Origin of the sequence: Ancylobacter tetraedralis (assembly GCF_014195655.1) — a bacterium.
Classification (GTDB): domain Bacteria; phylum Pseudomonadota; class Alphaproteobacteria; order Rhizobiales; family Xanthobacteraceae; genus Ancylobacter; species Ancylobacter tetraedralis.
Genome location: NZ_JACICD010000014.1, coordinates 52,487 through 69,200, shown reverse-complemented (window position 1 = coordinate 69,200; position 16,714 = coordinate 52,487). Strand labels below are relative to the sequence as shown.

Here is a 16,714-nt window from a genome sequence, read left to right as displayed (position 1 = left end):
TTGGTCGCGCGCGTCACGTTATGGACCCGGCATCACGCTCTCCGTTCTCCCTCGCTCCGTCATGAGCGATAGAACGGCTATCTATCAATCACGCACCCGCTATTATGTGAGCTATAGAAAGGAGTTCTATCGCTCATGGTGTGGAACTGGACGCAGCCCGGCTGGCCGCATTTTGCCTATGATCCGGTCGCCCTCGAACCGATGGAGCGGCGGTTCCTGCTGCTCACCGGCGAGGTCATCGGCGCGGTCCGGCATGTGCGCGATGACGAGCGGGACCTGCTACGGATCGAACTCCTGAGCGATGAGGCCGTCAAGACCAGCGCGATCGAAGGGGAGACGCTGGATCGCCTCAGCGTGCAATCCTCCCTGCGCCGTCAGCTAGGCCTCGACACCGACAATCGCAACGTGAAGCCGAAGGAGCGGGGCATCGCGGAGATGATGGTCGATTCTTATCGGAGCTGGGCCGATCCCCTCGACGCCGACACGCTATTCCGCTGGCACCGCATGCTGATGGCGGACAGCCGGCATCTGGAGGCCATCGGCGGCTACCGTCGCCATGAAGAGGAAATGCAGATCGTGTCCGGCCGCCAGGATCGGCCGACCGTGCATTTCGAGGCGCCGCCATCCTCCCGGGTTCCGGACGAGATGGCTGCCTATCTCACCTGGTTCAATGGCTCGGCCCCGGACGGTGAAACGCCCTTGCCGGCACTTACCCGGGCCGGGATTGGACATCTTTATTTCGAGAGCATCCATCCCTTCGAAGACGGCAATGGCCGCGTCGGCCGAACCTTCGCTGAAAAATCCCTCGCCTAGAACATCGGGCAACCGACGCTGATCGCGCTCGCCCATACCATCGAGCAGCATCGCAAGGCCTATTATGACCAACTCGAAATTCACCAGCGAACGCTCGATGTCACGGACTGGCTGGTCTATTTTGCGGAAACGATCATCGCGGCCCAGCAGACGACGCTCGATCGCGTCGCCTTTCACATCGCCAAGGCGCATTTTTACGATCGCTTCCGCGACAAGCTGAACGAACGGCAGGAAAAGGTAATCGCCCGTCTCTTCCGTGAGGGCCCTGGCGGCTTCTCGGGCGGCCTGAGCGCGGAGAACTACCTCGCAATCACCGGCACCTCACGCCCCACCGCCACGCGCGACCTGCACGATCTGGTCGAGAAAGGCGCCCTGACGCGAACCGGCGAGCGGCGTTACACGCGATACTACCTGAACCTGCCGGGAACAGCTGCAAAGTCGTGAGCGGGTTCGATCCGCGAAGGAGCACGGAATAGGCACGGGGTATGGCACAGGACATGGCCGCTACGGACGACTACGTCACCTCACGCCGGCAGCGGAAGAAGGTTGAGATGCACTTCGCTCACCTCGGCGCATCCTGAGGCTCGACCGCCTGCGACTACGCGGGTCCAACGGTGCCCGGGACGGGTTCCCTCTCGCGTCCGCCGCTCCGAACCTCAGGAAGCTCGCAAAGCTGCCGCCCGATGGGCCGAGAGTGGCGGCGGCATGAGGGGGAGGCGCACGCCCGACACGAAGGCCCATGTCACCGCGCCTCCAGCGTCGACTTTTTCAGTGACATCCGTCACAGGCGGAAGTTGGCCATGATCCGTTCCAGTCATTGACCTTCCGGCGTCTCCGCTTCGCATGTTCTCCATCAGAAGGGTCTATTATGATGAACTCGGTAGCGGCACCTCGAGTTGCCTCCCGTGGGTACCCTCCGACCCACCTTTAAAGCTCCGGACCCGAACGTGGCGGTGGTGCGCGCGCATCAGAACCGCCAGGAGAAATTGGCGGTGAAGGCATTGTTGTAGGTGTCGTCGCCATATTGCCCGGCCCACGACACGCCGAGCGAGCCGTTGGTGGCCACGCGAAGGTCGAGCCCCGCCTCAACCACGAGAGCGTCGCGGGCGATGGGTGTGCCGGCCAGGGTGAAGGGCGCGCTCTCGCCGGAAAAGGTGAGGTCGGCGGTGGGGGTGATGTCGCCAAAGGCGTGCCGCCAGGCCAGCGTGCCGCGAGCCGTCAGCGTGTCCGTCAGCGCCGCCGAGCCCCGCACGCCGAGCGTGGCGAAGGTGGTGTCGATGCCGGTCGAGCCGCTCACCGCCGTGGTGCCGACCTCGGAGACATCGCCGTCGATATGGACGTAGGCGAGGTTGGCGAACGGCTCCAGAATGCTGGTTCCGAGCACCACCTCGTAGCCCAGTTCGCCGAAGACCTGCGTCGTCGAGAGGTCATCGTCGCCGGTCTGGGTCTGGTTGATGTTGACCACCGAGACCTGCCGCGTGGTGCTGACATCGTTCCACGAGAAACCCGCGCCACCGCGCAGTGACCACGCCCCGTTCCGGCCCGCGCCATAGAGCGCGATATGGTAATTGTCGCTGGAGCCGGAGGCGGCGATGTCGTCGGAATCGAAGTTCGATTGGCTGAAGCCGCCCGCGATGCCGAAGCGCCACATGTCATTGAAGGTGACGTCGACGCCGGAGATGATGCCGCCGAGCGACATGTCGGTCTTCGCCGCGTTGCCATTGCCGCCCAGGGAGCCGTCGCTGCCGACCGCCTGCGCCCAGATCGCGTAGACCTCGCCCGGAGACGGGGCGGCGACGGGGGCTTTGGCCGGCATCGCGGCCTGCGGACCGCCGTGCGCGGGCTGGGACGCGTAGGGCAGCACATTCGCCACCGGCTCGACGACCGTTCCGACGCCGGCCCCCTGCCGCAGGCGGGCGAGCACCGCATCGCGCAGGAACTGCGAGTGCTCGGCCAGCACACTGACCGCATTGGCGTGGATCGAGGCGCCGCTCAGGCTCGTGAACGCCGCCTGCGCCTGGGCTTCCGTCGCGCCGACCACCTGCTGCCAGACCGGGTTGCCGGCCGAGGCGAGATCGAGCGCGCCCGCCACCGCCTTCTGGTTCGGCGTGGTGGCGAGGTCGGCGAAGGCTTCGGCGCTGCGGGACGTCGTGAGGTAGCCATTCAGCGCGTCGGCGCTGAGGGTGAAGTTGAGGAACGGGAAGTCTGCGATCCCAACCTCCGGCGAGGTCACCGTCAGCCCGCCGCCGGTCGTGAGGATTGTATAGGTCTTGCCGGGGAGCACGGGCGGGGCGTTGCGGTCGGTATCGTGCTCGATACGGAAGTCGGAACTCTGGATGTTTGCGGTGCCGGTGACCTGAACACGGTCGCTGGTCTGGCCGTTCAGCTCGACACGATAGGTCGAGTCCGGCGCCATGGTGAAATTGCCGTCCACCGTGATGGTGCCGACCGAGTTGCCGGGAGCGATGACGCCGCCTCCGACGTTTGTGACGTTGCCCGTAATGTTGCCCACGCCTTGCAGCGTACCGCCGTCGTTGACGCGCACATTGCTGGTGAGGTGACCGTTGACGGACAGGACGCCGGCATTGACCGACGTGCCTCCTCCGACCGAGCTGATGCCGGTCAGCTTGAGCAAGCCCTGGCCCTCCTTGGCCAGCGTACCCGTGCCATTTATGGAGCCGGCATAGGTGCCGTTGAAGTTCTGGTCGAAGATCACCGCCCCTTCATTCTGGATGCGGCCGAGCAGGTTGAAGCTGTTGCCCTGCAACGCGCCCTGCTGCACGTGGAACTCGCCGATGCTACCTTGTTGCGCGGCGAACATGCTTTGGCCGGTCAGAGTGAGCTTGCCGGGGCCGGTCTTGACGATCTGGCCGAGCCCGTTTCTCGGATCGCTGCCCACGCCCTGGAAGTTGCCGGCGAAGGTTCCGTCCACTGCCTGGTCAAAGGTCACCGTGCGGGTATTGATATTCTCAGGGTTCCAATCGGAGCCGATATTGCCCTTCAGCGTATCCGTGTTGCCCACGATGTTGCCGCCGAAGGACAGGATATCCTTGTAGGAACTGGTCCCGTTCAGCACGAGGGTGCCGTTCCCGATCGACCTGAGTTGGCCGCCGCGGATATCTCCCGTCAGCGTGAGGGTGTTTCCTGCCTCGAGTTGGAATCCGCCGCCATATTCCCCCAGAATGACGGGACGGGCCGTCGAGAATGTCTGCGTCGCCCAGAGGCTGCCGCTGTCCAGCGTGATGGCGCTGCCCGCCGCACCGAGCTTGTCATCCGACGCCACCTGCAGTGTGCCGCCCCTGACCCGCGTGCCGCCGGAATAGGTGTTGTTGCCGGTGAGGACCAATATGCCGGCCCCATCCTTGATGAACTGGCCGCTCCCGGTGATCGAGCCGCTCCAGATGAGCGGATGCATGGCTGCGCTCACGCCACCGGAGCCGGAAATGTTCAAGGTGCGGGTCATCGTCAGATTGGCCGCGGCAGCCTCCGTGGTGCCGACCAGGCCGCCGTTCATCAGTGTGACCGCCCCGGCCGGGCCGAGATTGGCGTCGGTGGTAAAGAGCGCCTTTGCTCCATCGCCAATGACGCGCAGTCCACCCGCGAAGGTGTTGTTGGCCGCCAGGTTGATGGTGCCGGCCGTGACGTCCAGCCCGCCGGAGCCGCTGATCAGGCTGTTCACGGTTACCGGTGTGTTTCCGGAGCCGATCGCGCCACGGTTGGCGACGGTGATCGCACGATTGAACGGACCGCTGCCAATGATGAGCGTGCCATTGTCGAGGGCGACGGGCGAGGTGGCCGGCCCAAGATTGGCGGAGGAGGCGATCTCCAGCGTGCCACCACTCGTGACCGTGGTGGTGCCCGTATAGGTGTTGGCTCCGCTTAGCGTGAGCCTGCCGTCGCTGCCGGTGACACTCAGCGATCCGGAGCCGGACATGACGCCGGAAAAATTGCCCGGGCCGGTCTGATTGAATTCCACGATGCTGTCATTCTTGATGGTGCCGCCAAGGTTCCGGATGTCCAGGATGCCCTTTAAGAGTCGAACCGTAATGCCGCCTGCATTGGTCGCATTTCCATTGATGAAAAGCCTTCCGCCCCAGATGATCGTGCCACCCTTGTCGGTATCCATGTTATTCAGGATCAGCGTGGTCGGAACGGCATTCCATTGGTCAGAGTATAACTCCGTGCCACCCGAATATAGTTCGGGCCGCTCAATGGATAGGATCCCCTGAAAGGCGCGCGTGACGCCCGTGTAGGCGTTCGCGCCGGTGAGGAAGAGTGCGCCCTCTCCGTTCTTGGTCAGTCCCCAGCTTCCAGCATCCGCGCCAGTTCCGCCCGCGCCGGTCTGGTCGATAATCACATCGGATATGGTCTGGGTCTGTCCCGCGCCCGATTCCAAGTACAGTCTGCCGGTGCCGGCGAGGAACATTCCGGCACCGGCGGACTGGCCATCGGTGGCTTGACGGAATTTGGCACCCGCATTGCCGGCGCCGGCTTTGCCGCCCGCGACCGTGCTTCCCCGAAGGTCGAACGTGCCTCCGATGATAACGGCTCCGCCATCCTCGACGAAGATGGCGCCGCCGAGACCCGCGCCGCCGCCGCCGCCGCCAGGGTAACCGACCCGTCCCCCGCTGGGCGCGCGGCCTATGTAACCTGCGCCCCCGTTCCCCCCAAGAAATCCGCCTGTGACCGCTGAGTCCTCCGTGCTCCCGCCTGCGCCGCCCCCCAGGCCGCCATGGCCGCCGTCATACCACGAGCCGCCGCCGCCTCCGCCCAATCCGCCGTCATCGCCCCGGCTGTACCCCGCCCCATGACCGCCATTGCCTCTTCCGCCTGCTCCTCCGGATTCGACAGCGCGAATACCGTCGGCGCGAAAGGGTCCATGGCCGCCACCGCCGCCTCCGTAACCCCAATTGGACGTCTCTCCGTATCCGCCGTATCCGCCGACCGCGCTGTTGCTCCGCAGGGTTACATTGTTGAGGGCGACGCGCGCGCGCTTGCCGACAAAGAGCGCGCCGCCCATGCCCGCGCCGCCGCCACCGCCGCCACCGCCTAAACCGGCGCCACCGTTGCCGCCCTTGGCGCGCAGGTTCGAGAGATCGAGATTGTTGATCGTCACAGAGCCGGATTCCACATAGAAGCCGTTGGCCTTTGCCTCACCCTGCAGCTTGAATCCGTTGCCATTGATCGTGATGTCGTTGCGGATGATGCCGGTCTTCCCAGCCTCGCTGACGGTAATGTTCGCTCGGAAGGTGATCGTATCGCCGCTCCGCGCATTCTCGACCGCAGAGGACAACTGGTCCGCGTTGCTGACGTCGAAATTCGCCGCCAGCGCGGGCATTGCAGCCATGCTGATCCCCAGCGTCAGCAGAAAGCGGGGGGCCATGCGTGCAAAGCTACGGGATAGAAATGTCTGACCGAGAAGCGCCTTTGCATTCAGGTTGAGCCGGCGGCGGTCATTGATGAGCGAGGACATCGGAAGACTCCCGTGGAATTGCAAAGACATGAGACCGGCGTTCCGCTGCGTGATGCCGCGGGCCACAACTTGGTCACCGAGCCGGCTTCGCGATCACTATCTCAATGGCGATCATTGGCGTTTTCCCGCCGAGGCAGGACGAACCGCCCCGTGAGGCGATTTCGGGTAGGTATTGGCCTATAGCAGGCAATTGTTTGCCCAGTATTTGAAAGCGACCATCATGCGGATGGTGCCCAAGCGCGACGCCTGGCTGTCCACAGAGCGAGCCCTATAGAGATCTTCTGAGGGTCTTGGCCGTGTCAAAACGCCTGATCGAACGCGGTTTTGTTCTTGCCGCCGTGGCGAAGGGCGGCCTGGGCCGCGTCACGGGGAGGCCGGCATCCACGCATTCCTTGATCGGTTTGCCGTCGAAGTAGCCGCGGTCCGCGATGACATGGCGATCCTCGGCGCCGGCTGCGCTGCCTTGGCCATGGGCGCCAGTTGTGCGCGGTCGTTGCCGATGTTGGCGACCTCGCGCGTCACGATCCGATGATGCTCCGCCTCGACGACGGCCTGCACATTATCGCCCACGGCGGCGCAGCACCGGCCGCTCTCGGCCGTCGACCATGTGCTCAGGCCACCGCGATCAGGCCCGTTCCCACAAGCACGAACGGCGCGACCACATCCTTGCCGTGCAGCCTTGTCATATGCCCGACGAGCCCCCGCATGATGTTGGCACGCGCCTGCAGCGAGGTGATATGGCGTACCGACGTCATATAGGTGTAGTCGATCGCGTTGCGTGCGCCTTCGGAACCGACGGCGATCAGGACATCGGTGACAGGCTTCGGCAATTGTTGGCCGGCTGGCGTGATCAGCGTGGCGATCATCACACGGAGGTCCGGCGTCGAATGCGGACTGTCATAGGCGAACGATGCCGCCTTCAGCCCCTCGCTGTCGCCGGCCGCCAGCAGCGCAATGCTTTTCAGGACACGCATGTGCAATTCGAACGCGGAATCGGGATCGGCCATCTCGATGCCGCGGTCGAAGAAGGCCACCGCAGCGGCGAAGTCGCCGCGTGCCTGCCGCAGCTGCCCGAGCACCGGCAGGGCGGCGGCGGAGTCCGTCATACGGTCGAAGGCCCTGTCCGCGAGATCCTCTGCCAGCTCGAGATGACCACGATCGACGAAATAGAGCAGCTTGGCGGCGGTCAGCATCAGCAGCGGGTTGGTGTCGATGAGTGGCAGGCAATCCAGCACGGTCGCCTCGATCTCGCTCTCGATCTCGTCGCGCTCGTCGCGGCTTATGCCGGTGAAGGGATTGGCGAGGACGAGGCGCGAAAACAGATGGAGGCACCATTGCAGGGCAATGTCCGCACTGGCCGGATTCTCCGCCCGCGCCTCGCGAAGTTGCAGACCCTTCTCCAGCCAATTCGGGTTTGAGGCGGACAACAGGGTCGACGCCTCGCGCACGCGGATTTCGTGCGGCTGGTCGAGGGGCGTGCCAAGCCCCTCCGAGGCCTCGGCCAGGTTGCGCTGCAACGCCTCGATGATGCCGATCGAAGCGCGTTCCACCTCCGGCACAAGCGAGGCCATGGTGGCGTTGCCGAACTCAAGCCGGAAGGCCCGGATAATGCGCCGTGACGGCCCCTCGCGCAGGGTCGCCGTGCAATCCAACCGATCTCCGTTGTGCTGGAAACTCACCTTCAGGACATAGCGCGTCGCGCGCGTCGCCGTACCCTCGTCACGCTCCAGCATGATCACGGTCTCGCCGGCACCGAGCCGGCCCGCGATCATGTCGCGCATCTGCGTGGTGACAACGTCTGCACGGTCAGCAAGGCGCTTGTCATGCGGCGCGACGACGGGGGCGATCGCCAGAAGTCCGCCGACCGGGGTCGGATCGGGCCTGGAGGCGACGGCCGGCAGGCCCGTTGCGATCCAGACATAGCCCTCGCCATATTGCGTGGCGATGAATCGGGGGGCCCGTGCGCTGTCACCGAGCTTGGTACGCAGGCGGTTGACGAGAAAGTCGACATTGCGGTCGGACGCATCGGTCTGGGTCGGCGCGATCGCGTCGAGCAACTGACTGCGCTGCATCAGGCGGTGCGGATTCCGGGAAAGCACGAGAAGGAGGGCGCGCTCGCTGCGCGTGAAGCGAATCTGCTCCCCGTTGCGATGGGCGAACAGGCACGTCTCATCCAGAACGACATCATTGAATACGAAGCCGTCCGCCTGCGGCATCTCACGCTTCATCCGAACTCGCCCCAGACTGCCGGTCGACACGTCATATAATCGCGAAAACACACGATACCAGAATGGCCCAAGCTTGACCTTCGGTACATTCCGTAAGGTAAGGTAGGCGTCCTGCCATGCCCAGCCGCGTGTCCGGGTCGCCCGCCGAATAATCGCGTCTTCAAATATCAGGCAAACAATCGCCTGCTATAGGCGATCCGAGCCGGCAATGGCCGCAGAGGCATGTGTCCGGCCAGACCAATCATCCATCTGCGCACAAAGACCACCTTCAACCGGATGAAGCTATGGCGCCGTCGACGAACCGTCAGATCAAGCCTCTCGTCAGGTCGGCGCAGGTCCCGAGCAATGATCGGCGACCGGGTGGATGTTCGACGCGTCATCGCCGCAGCCTGCGGATGAGTGGCGCGATCCTGCCGTCGCCCCGGCGATCGACGCCGGCGGCGCCTCCGGAACTGGGCGTCGATTACGCACTCAGCGCCAATGCCGCTCTCCGCGTGACAGACTCCGGCCAATACGGCTCCGACGCCTGCGAGAACAGCGCGCAGGCCAGTCGGACCTGGAGGTTCTGATACCCGGTACGTGTTGTTGTCCCTCAACGGCCTGACACGTCGTGCGAGGAGATATACTCGGCGTTTTTATAATGATGGCAGGGGGATGCCTGGATGAAGAAACTTAGCGTCGTGGCGGTCGGGTCTGCACTGATGTTCGCTGCCTTGCCCGCGAGCGCCGAAGATCTTCCGCCGCCTCCCTTCATCTCCGCCGTTGCCATTTCCGATGGTCAGATCGACGCGGCCGTCACTCGGCTCGACAGCCTCGCCGAGGCCCTGATGAAGAAGACCGGCATTCCGGGCATGGCGGTCGCTGTGGTGAAGGAGGGCAAGACCGTCTACGCGAAGGGCTTCGGCATCCGCCGGGTGGGCGCGCCGGACAAGGTGGACGCCGATACGGTGTTCCAACTGGCCTCGCTGTCGAAGGCAGTTGCCGGCACGGTCGTCGCCCATGAGGTGGGCGCCGGCAGGGTAAGCTGGGAGACGCCGGTCATCGAATATCTGCCCTGGTTCCGCTTGAAGGACCCATGGGTCAGCGAGCACGTCACCATCGCCGATCTGATGTCGCATCGTTCCGGCCTGCCGGACCATGGCGGCGACAATCTGGAGGATATCGGCTTCGACCGGCGCGCGGTGATGGAGCGGCTGCGTCTACTGCCGCTGGACCCCTTCCGGATCTCCTACGCCTACACGAATTTCGGCTTTACCTCTGGCGCCGAAGCGGTGGCGGTGTCCGCCGGCAAGGACTGGGCGACGCTTTCCGAAGACGCGCTCTACAAGCCGCTGGGCATGGCCTCGACCAGCTCGCGCTTCGCCGATTTCGACACACGCGCCAACAAGGTCGTGAACCACGTCCCGGTGAATGGCAGCTTCGCGCCCAAATATCAGCGCCAGCCCGATGCGCAATCGCCGGCTGGCGGGGTCAGTTCCTCGGTGAACGACATGGCCCGCTGGATGGCCATGGTGCTCGAGGGAGGCACCTATGAGGGCAAGCCGATCATCGACGCCGAGGCGCTCCTGCCGGCGATCTCGGCGCAGATGATCTCCGGCCCGTCGTCGGCCGTCGCCGCCCGGCCCGGTTTCTATGGCTACGGCTTCAATGTGAGCATCAACCCCGCAGGCCGGGTCCAGCTCTCCCATTCCGGCGCCTTCTCCAGTGGCGCCGCCACCGCCTTCACCATGCTTCCGTCGGCAGGCGTGGGCATCATCGTGCTCACCAATGCATGGCCCCTCGGGGCACCGGAGGCGCTGGCGGCGGAGTTCACGGACCTCGTGCAGTTCGGCAAGATCGAGCGGGACTGGCTGGCGGCCTACGGCGCCAGACTGGCGGCGGTGAACCGGCCAACGGGCAGCCTCGTCGGCAAGGAGCGGCCGAGAAACCCGGCACCGGCCGCCAGGCTTTCGGATTATGTCGGCACCTACAGCAGCGACTATTACGGCACCCTCGACATCGTTCGGAGCGGAGAGGGGCTGGCGGTAAGGCTCGGTCCGGCGGGCAAGCCATATAAGCTGGCGCATTGGGACGGCGACGCCTTCACGTTCGAGCCGTCCAGCGAGAATGCGACCGACGGCTCCATCTCTCTCGCCACCTTCAAGAAGCAAGCCTCGAGCTTCGGTTCCGTGACCCTCGAATCTCTCGATGAGAACGGGCTGGGCACGTTCGCGCGGAAGTAACCGCGTGCGATGGGCCACCGGCGAGCAAGTCATGGGGGATGGGCATTGAGCGACATTTCTAAAAGTAAGACCCGTCGGCTCTCGCGGCTTGCCGCCCTCCTGATCTTCGCCTCCCATGGCACGATCGCGCTCGCCCAGACCCCTTCCGGCAGCGTGCCGTGGGACAATTCGACGACCGCGGCGCAGCTTCAGGCCGCCATCGATCAGGCCCTGATCGAGAAGCGCATTCCGGGCGCCTCGGTCTCCATCCGGCAGGGCGACATTCGCTGGACGTCGAATTCCGGCCTCGCCGATGTCGCCACCGGCACACCGCCCACCGCAGACACCTATTTCGGCTATCGCAGCATCACCAAGTCGTTCGTGACCACGGTCATCATGCAGCTGGCGGAAGAGGGACGCATCGGGCTGGATGATCCGGTCGGCAATTATGTGGACGGCGTGCCCGGCGGCGAGGTGATGACGATCCGCCAGCTCGCGCAGATGCGATCCGGCCTGTTCAACTATACCGAGTCGTCGGCTTTCGCCGCGCAGTTCGGCGTCGATCCGAGCAAGGCATGGACCGCGCGCGAGCTGCTCGCCTTCGCCTTCGCCGAGCCGCTGCAGTTCACGCCCGGCGCCTCCTACCAGTATTCCAACAGCAACACGATCCTGCTCGGCGAGGTCATTGCGGCCGCGACGGGAAATGACTGGTCGGACGAGGTAAGTCGTCGCCTGACAGGCCCGCTCGGCCTGACTTCGGTGATCAATCAGGGCGCCGGCCTGATGCCGACACCGAACGCGGTCGGCTATATCGACGTCAATGACGGCACCGGCCCGGAATCGCTCGCCGCCTTCAACGCCACCGGCGCAGGCGCCTCGGGCGCGCTGGTCGGCGTCATCGCCGATGCCGAGCGCTGGGGCAAGGCGGTAGGCACCGGCGAACTGCTGAGCAAGCGCGACTTCGTCGAGCGGCTGAAGTCCTTCGGCTCCACCAAGCCCGATCCGCTAAGCCCGGAATATGACAGCTACGGCTTCGGCATGGGCGAGATCTCGGGCTTCATCGGCCACACCGGCAACGGCCTCGGGTTCGAGGCGCTGGTCATGTATGACCGGGCGAACGACCGCACGATCACCATCCTCATCAACGCCAGCAATCCGGATGATCCCGACGCGCCGGCGCATCTGTTCAAGCAATTGCTGGCCATCCTCGGCTGGACGCCGTCCGGCCAGATTCAAGTGGCGGCGGACGGCGCCAACGCGGTCGTGGAAGCCGGCACGGTGTGGACCGGGCTTGTCAGCGGGCCGTTCGGCGCGCGTGCCGCGGTCTATGCCGCCAATGGCGGATCGGCCGTCGCGGATGGCCGGGTCACGCTCGCGCCTCTGCAGGACTATGTGCCCGCCATCTTCATAGGCAGCGGCGGACGCGTCGAACTGGGCCTTGGCGGCGACATTACCGCGTCGCCGGGCGGTGACGGTGCTTTCCTGCGCGCCGAGACCGGCACCGCCTCGCTCGTCCTTACCGACGTGAGCATCGTGCTGAATGGCGACGAGGTCAGCGGCACCGGCGTCGATGCGCGCGACAACTCGCAAGCCATGCTGAACCGTGTGAACATCACCGGCAGCTCCCTCGCCGGCCTGCATGCGGGCGGCGACGCGCCGGCCGCGATCGGCGGCGTTGAGGTCGCCGTCGATCTCACCAGCGGTGACGGCGTGTGGGTCGAGCCGAACGGGACTGTCGAACTGACCGACAGCTCCATCCGTCTCCGCGGCGCCGGCAGTGGCCTGCACGTCACCGGTGGCCATGGCCCGGCGGCGCTTTTCGGCATGCGCCTCGCGGTGGAGACGCAAGGCGCCGGCAGCTTCGGGATTCTCGCGCAGGGGGACGGCGCAGCGGTCGCCCTCATGGATAGCTCGGTGATCACCTACGGCACCGATGCGCATGCGATCGTGCTTGGCGAGGGCGCGCGGGTCGATCTGAACGGAACGAGCGTGCTCGCCTATGGAGAGGCCGCCGCAGCGGTGGCCGCCGTCTCGATCGAGGGTGCCTCGGCCAGCCGTGCCGCCTACCTCACCGTGAGCGACGGCACGCTCGCCGCCGTGAGCGGTACGGCGGTGGTGGCGGCCGGGACCAGCCTGCAATTCACCGCCTCGAATTCGCAGGTGATCGGCGCGATAACCCGCTCCAGCGATGCCAGCCTCGCCCTTGCGCTCCAGAACGGCAGCGCCTGGGTGCTGCCGGCCGGAGGCATCGCGGTGAGCTCGCGGATCGATCAGCTGGTCAACAGCAACAGCACGATCGCGTTCGCGCCGCCGGTCGGCGCGTCGCCGGCGCGGTTCCAGAGCCTGACGGTGGGAAACTATCAGGGCGTCAACGGCACGCTCGTCATGAACGCCGCCTTCGCGGGCGCCGGCGCTGCCGACCGGTTCGTCATCGACGGCGGAACGGCCACGGGCCACACCAGCATCATCGTGCAGCCGCTCGGGACTGTGGCCCTGACCTCGGCCGATGGCATCGGCCTGATCCAGGCGATCCATGGCGGACAGACCGATCCCGGCGCCTTCTCACTGGGTCGTCGCGTCGCCCTCGGTGCCTATGAGTACGGCCTTTACCGCGGCGGCGCGTCTGGGGCCGATGACTGGTTCCTGCGCTCGACGCAGGCGGGTGCCACCGGGCCCGGCGCGCTGCCGAACCTGCGGCCGGAAGTCGCCGTCGACACCGCTCTCCCCGCCATCGCGTCGCAATACAGCATGGCGGTCCTCGGCACCCATGCCGAACGTGAGGCCGCGCGAGCCAACCCGTCCGGCGGGCACCCAAGTGCCGGCTGGGCTCGCCTGTTCGGCGAGACGGGCAGCCAGGGCGCCAGCGGCGGGACTGCGGCGACCCAGCTGAACCGCTTCCTGAGCAATAGTCCGAGCTACGATATCGACCTTGCCGGCCTCCAGGCCGGCTACGATCTTCTGATGTCGAACCCTGGCGAAGCGATCCAGAACGTCATCGGTTTCTATGTCGGCGCCGGTCAGGCGCGCGGCAGCGTCGATGCGGTTTATGGCGGTTCGGCCGGCAAGGTGTCGATGGATGGCTACACGCTCGGCGCCTACTGGACGCATTCGCAGGCCAGCGGGCTCACCATCGACACCGTGCTTCAGGGCACCTTCTTCGATGCAAGTGCGAGCTCGCTTGCCGGCGAGACGCTGGATACGGACGGCCTCAGCCTGATCGCCTCGCTGGAGGCGGGCTACCGCTTCGACCTCGGCGGCGGCTGGGCCATCGAGCCGCAGGCGCAGCTGGTCTATCAGCGCCTGTCCTTCGATGACGGCGCGGACAGCTTCGGCTCGATCGACTACGACGCGGCGAAGGATGTCCTCGGCCGCATCGGCGCACGTGTCGGCCGTGCGTGGGTGCTGGAAAGCGGCACCAAGCTGACCGGCTCGGCACGGGCTAGCCTGTGGCACGCCTTCGGCGACGGCACGGAGGTCGTATTTGCCGACCTGGCCGGCACCAACCCGGCGTCGTTCGATTCAGGCCCTGGCGGCACATGGGTCCAGCTCGGCCTCGACGCCTCGATGACGATTTCCGAAACCGTCAGCCTGTTCGCATCCGGTGACTATGAGGTGCGGGTGGACAACGCGCAGGGACACGCTGTCGGAGGCCGTATCGGCATCAGCGTAAGCTGGTGAGAGGCACCAGGGCGGTCCGCTTTCGTGTCCAGCAGAATAGGTCACGTCGCTCACTCGGCGACAAGCCAGGGTGACGCGCAATGCTTCAGGAGGCGGAGCTTCCAGGTTTCCGCTTTGGGGTCCACTCTGGCTGTCTCCGTCCTTCTCCGCTCCCCCAACATCCTCCACGATCTCCTCCCGCATTCCAGAAATCAGGCGGCCCGATCGAGCCGCGCATCCTGGTGGGGCTTGTCGCGCGACGGCGGTGATGCCCTGCACGAAGTCGAAAATGCTCTCGGGCTTGCGCCCTTCCTCGACCCGCACGTTGTCGATGATCCTGGCCGTCTCGGTCTTGGAGAAGCCCCGGTTTCGCAGAAAGTCGCTGCGCGATCCGCCTGGCTGAGCGCCGGATCTCGGATGGGTCACAGATCCAGACGAATCGATGCCTGAGAGCGCCCGGCATCCTGGACTGCAGGGCAGGTGACGCCGAGGCCATTTTCCGGGGTTTTCGATCTGCATCGCGCCTCGCAGAGGCGAAGGTGCGGCGCGGTCGCCATGCTATCCGGCGACTTTCCGCGCGGATGCGTCCGTTCTGCTTCGAACGCCCGCAGCGTGGAGCTTTGGAAACAGAAAACGCCCCGAAGGGCGCTTGCTAACTATCCGATTTTATTGGGAAAATTTGGAGCGGGCGATGGGATTCGAACCCACGACCCCAACCTTGGCAACGTGCCCGAGAGCCATTCGCTACGATATCCGACCCTTCGCCGCAATTGTAAAAATCACTGTAAATCAGACAATTAGTTCATATTCACTCCGCCGATCGTCGCCGCCCAGACGCCACGATTTGATTTCGGATGCTTCCATTCGGCTTCCGGAAGCGTTAAAATGGGAAAAATGGAAGCAGATTTCCTATAAGTGGTTGGAATGAAATGGAAAAGCTCACGAAGCGCCGTTTGGACGCTCTGAAACCTTCCAAGGTTGGGGTCGAAGGTTCTGAGCAGTTCCTCTGGGATGGCGAGTTGCGCGGCTTCGGCGTGCGGGTCAGCGCAGCGGGCCTCAAGAGTTTCATCGTGCAGTACCGAACGCCGGAAGGACGCCATCGCCGCAGGGTCATCGGGCGGTATGGTCTCATGACCGTGGAGCAGGCGCGGGACGCGGCAAGAGACATCCTGATTTCGGTCGCAAAGGGATGCGATCCGGAGGAGGCCGCCACGCGAACGGACGATCTAACCGTCGGTGCGGTCTGCGACTGGTATCTGGGCGAGGCGGAGGCCGGACGAATTCTTGGCAGGCGACGCCGGCCTATCAAGGCGTCGACGCTTGCCATGGATCGCAGCCGAATTGATGCGCATATCAAGCCGCTGCTCGGCAAACGGATCATAGACACACTTAAGTTGGGCGACATCGAAGGTGCCCAGGCCGATATCGCGGCCGGTAAGACGTCCAAAGCGCGCGTCGGTAGCCGCGGCGGTGCCACCACAGGCGGCGAAGGGGTCGCTGCACGCACCATGTCGACCCTGCACTCCATTTTTGAGCACGCGGTGCGGCTGGGGAAAATCACGAGCAACCCGGCAAAGGGTGTCCGTCGCCTCGCTAGTACGCCACGCGAACGCCGGCTGAGCCGCGCCGAGATCGAGAAGCTCGGCAAGGCGATTCGGATTGCGGAGCAGGACGGCGAGCACCCGACCGGCCTTGCGGCGATCCGCTTCTTTCTGATGACGGGGCTGCGCCGTATGGAGGGGCTCGCTTTGGAGCGTGCCTGGCTCCATGACGAGGAAGGCTCGATCCGATTTCCCGACACGAAGAGCGGCGCGCAGACACGGGTCATCGGCCGCGCCGCCGTCGACTTGCTGCTGGCTCAGCCACAGGCCGGATCGCGCTTCTTCTTCCCGGCCGATTGGGGTGAAGGGCATTTCGTCGGGATCGTACGCGTGCTCGATCGCGTCTGTGCAACGGCGCGACTGGAGGACGTCACCCCGCATACCTTGCGCCACACCTTCGCGAGCGTCGCCGGCGACCTCGGCTTTTCCGAACTGACGATCGCGGCGCTTCTCGGCCACGCGTCGCGCGGCGTGACGCAGCGCTATATCCATATCGACGAGGCGTTGCGGCTCGCGGCCGACCGCGTCGCGGACGAGATGGCCGACATCCTTGACGGCAAGGCGGCGGCCGCGCGTCCTTCTCGACGGGGCGCGCTCCAGTCGTACGGCGTCCGGTGACGCAGACCAGGGAGCGCCGTAGTCCGTGTCGCGCGGCCCATGGGGAAATAGGCGTGCACCGGGATGCCGGCCATGGTCCAGTCTTTGAAAGTCGAACAAGCGCTCCTTCCTCCAACGCACGCC

General features: G+C 65.2%; 5 protein-coding genes and 3 pseudogenes. 5 read left to right on the top strand and 3 right to left on the bottom strand.

Features of this window, described 5'->3' with window-relative positions; genetic code table 11:
• The first annotated feature begins 135 nt into the window (after positions 1-135).
• Both FHS55_RS21825 and FHS55_RS23665 read left to right on the top strand, forming a co-directional pair.
• Positions 136-1,257, top strand: a pseudogene (locus FHS55_RS21825) (Fic family protein).
• A gap of 32 nt (positions 1,258-1,289) precedes the next feature.
• Positions 1,290-1,522: pseudogene (locus tag FHS55_RS23665) on the top strand (transposase); the annotation flags it as partial.
• Positions 1,523-1,780: 258 nt separating this feature from the next.
• Here the strand turns inward: FHS55_RS23665 and FHS55_RS21815 are convergent.
• Both FHS55_RS21815 and FHS55_RS21810 read right to left on the bottom strand, forming a co-directional pair.
• Positions 1,781-6,286: an autotransporter domain-containing protein gene (locus FHS55_RS21815; protein WP_183191984.1), complete on the bottom strand. Its 4,506-nt coding sequence runs from the start codon at positions 6,284-6,286 to the stop codon at positions 1,781-1,783.
• A gap of 611 nt (positions 6,287-6,897) precedes the next feature.
• Positions 6,898-8,514 (bottom strand): winged helix-turn-helix domain-containing protein, encoded by a 1,617-nt coding sequence (locus tag FHS55_RS21810; protein ID WP_183191983.1) that lies wholly within the window; start codon positions 8,512-8,514, stop codon positions 6,898-6,900.
• A gap of 662 nt (positions 8,515-9,176) precedes the next feature.
• Here FHS55_RS21810 and FHS55_RS21805 point away from each other — a divergent pair.
• Together FHS55_RS21805 and FHS55_RS21800 are read left to right on the top strand one after the other, a co-directional pair.
• Positions 9,177-10,736, top strand: a complete 1,560-nt coding sequence (locus tag FHS55_RS21805) for a serine hydrolase (protein WP_183191982.1) — start codon at positions 9,177-9,179, stop codon at positions 10,734-10,736.
• A gap of 45 nt (positions 10,737-10,781) precedes the next feature.
• The gene (locus FHS55_RS21800; protein WP_183191981.1) at positions 10,782-14,393 is read left to right on the top strand and encodes an autotransporter outer membrane beta-barrel domain-containing protein; all 3,612 of its coding nucleotides are present in this window, start codon (positions 10,782-10,784) and stop codon (positions 14,391-14,393) included.
• Between the two features lie 191 nt (positions 14,394-14,584).
• Here the strand turns inward: FHS55_RS21800 and FHS55_RS21795 are convergent.
• Positions 14,585-14,759: pseudogene (locus FHS55_RS21795) on the bottom strand (DUF932 domain-containing protein); the annotation flags it as partial.
• A gap of 542 nt (positions 14,760-15,301) precedes the next feature.
• On the opposite strand from FHS55_RS21795, the gene FHS55_RS21790 reads away from it, so the two are divergent.
• Complete coding sequence (locus FHS55_RS21790; RefSeq protein ID WP_183191980.1) at positions 15,302-16,591, top strand: site-specific integrase; 1,290 nt, start codon at positions 15,302-15,304, stop codon at positions 16,589-16,591.
• The last annotated feature ends 123 nt before the right edge of the window (positions 16,592-16,714 follow it).

Excerpts from the sequence above, each read along its gene's own strand:
- FHS55_RS21815 (WP_183191984.1), bottom strand. The coding sequence starts at position 6,286 with ATGTCCTCGCTCATCAATGACCGCCGCCGGCTCAACCTGAATGCAAAG.
- FHS55_RS21805 (WP_183191982.1), top strand. The coding sequence starts at position 9,177 with ATGAAGAAACTTAGCGTCGTGGCGGTCGGGTCTGCACTGATGTTCGCT.
- FHS55_RS21790 (WP_183191980.1), top strand. The coding sequence starts at position 15,302 with ATGGAAAAGCTCACGAAGCGCCGTTTGGACGCTCTGAAACCTTCCAAG.
- FHS55_RS21810 (WP_183191983.1), bottom strand. The coding sequence starts at position 8,514 with ATGAAGCGTGAGATGCCGCAGGCGGACGGCTTCGTATTCAATGATGTC.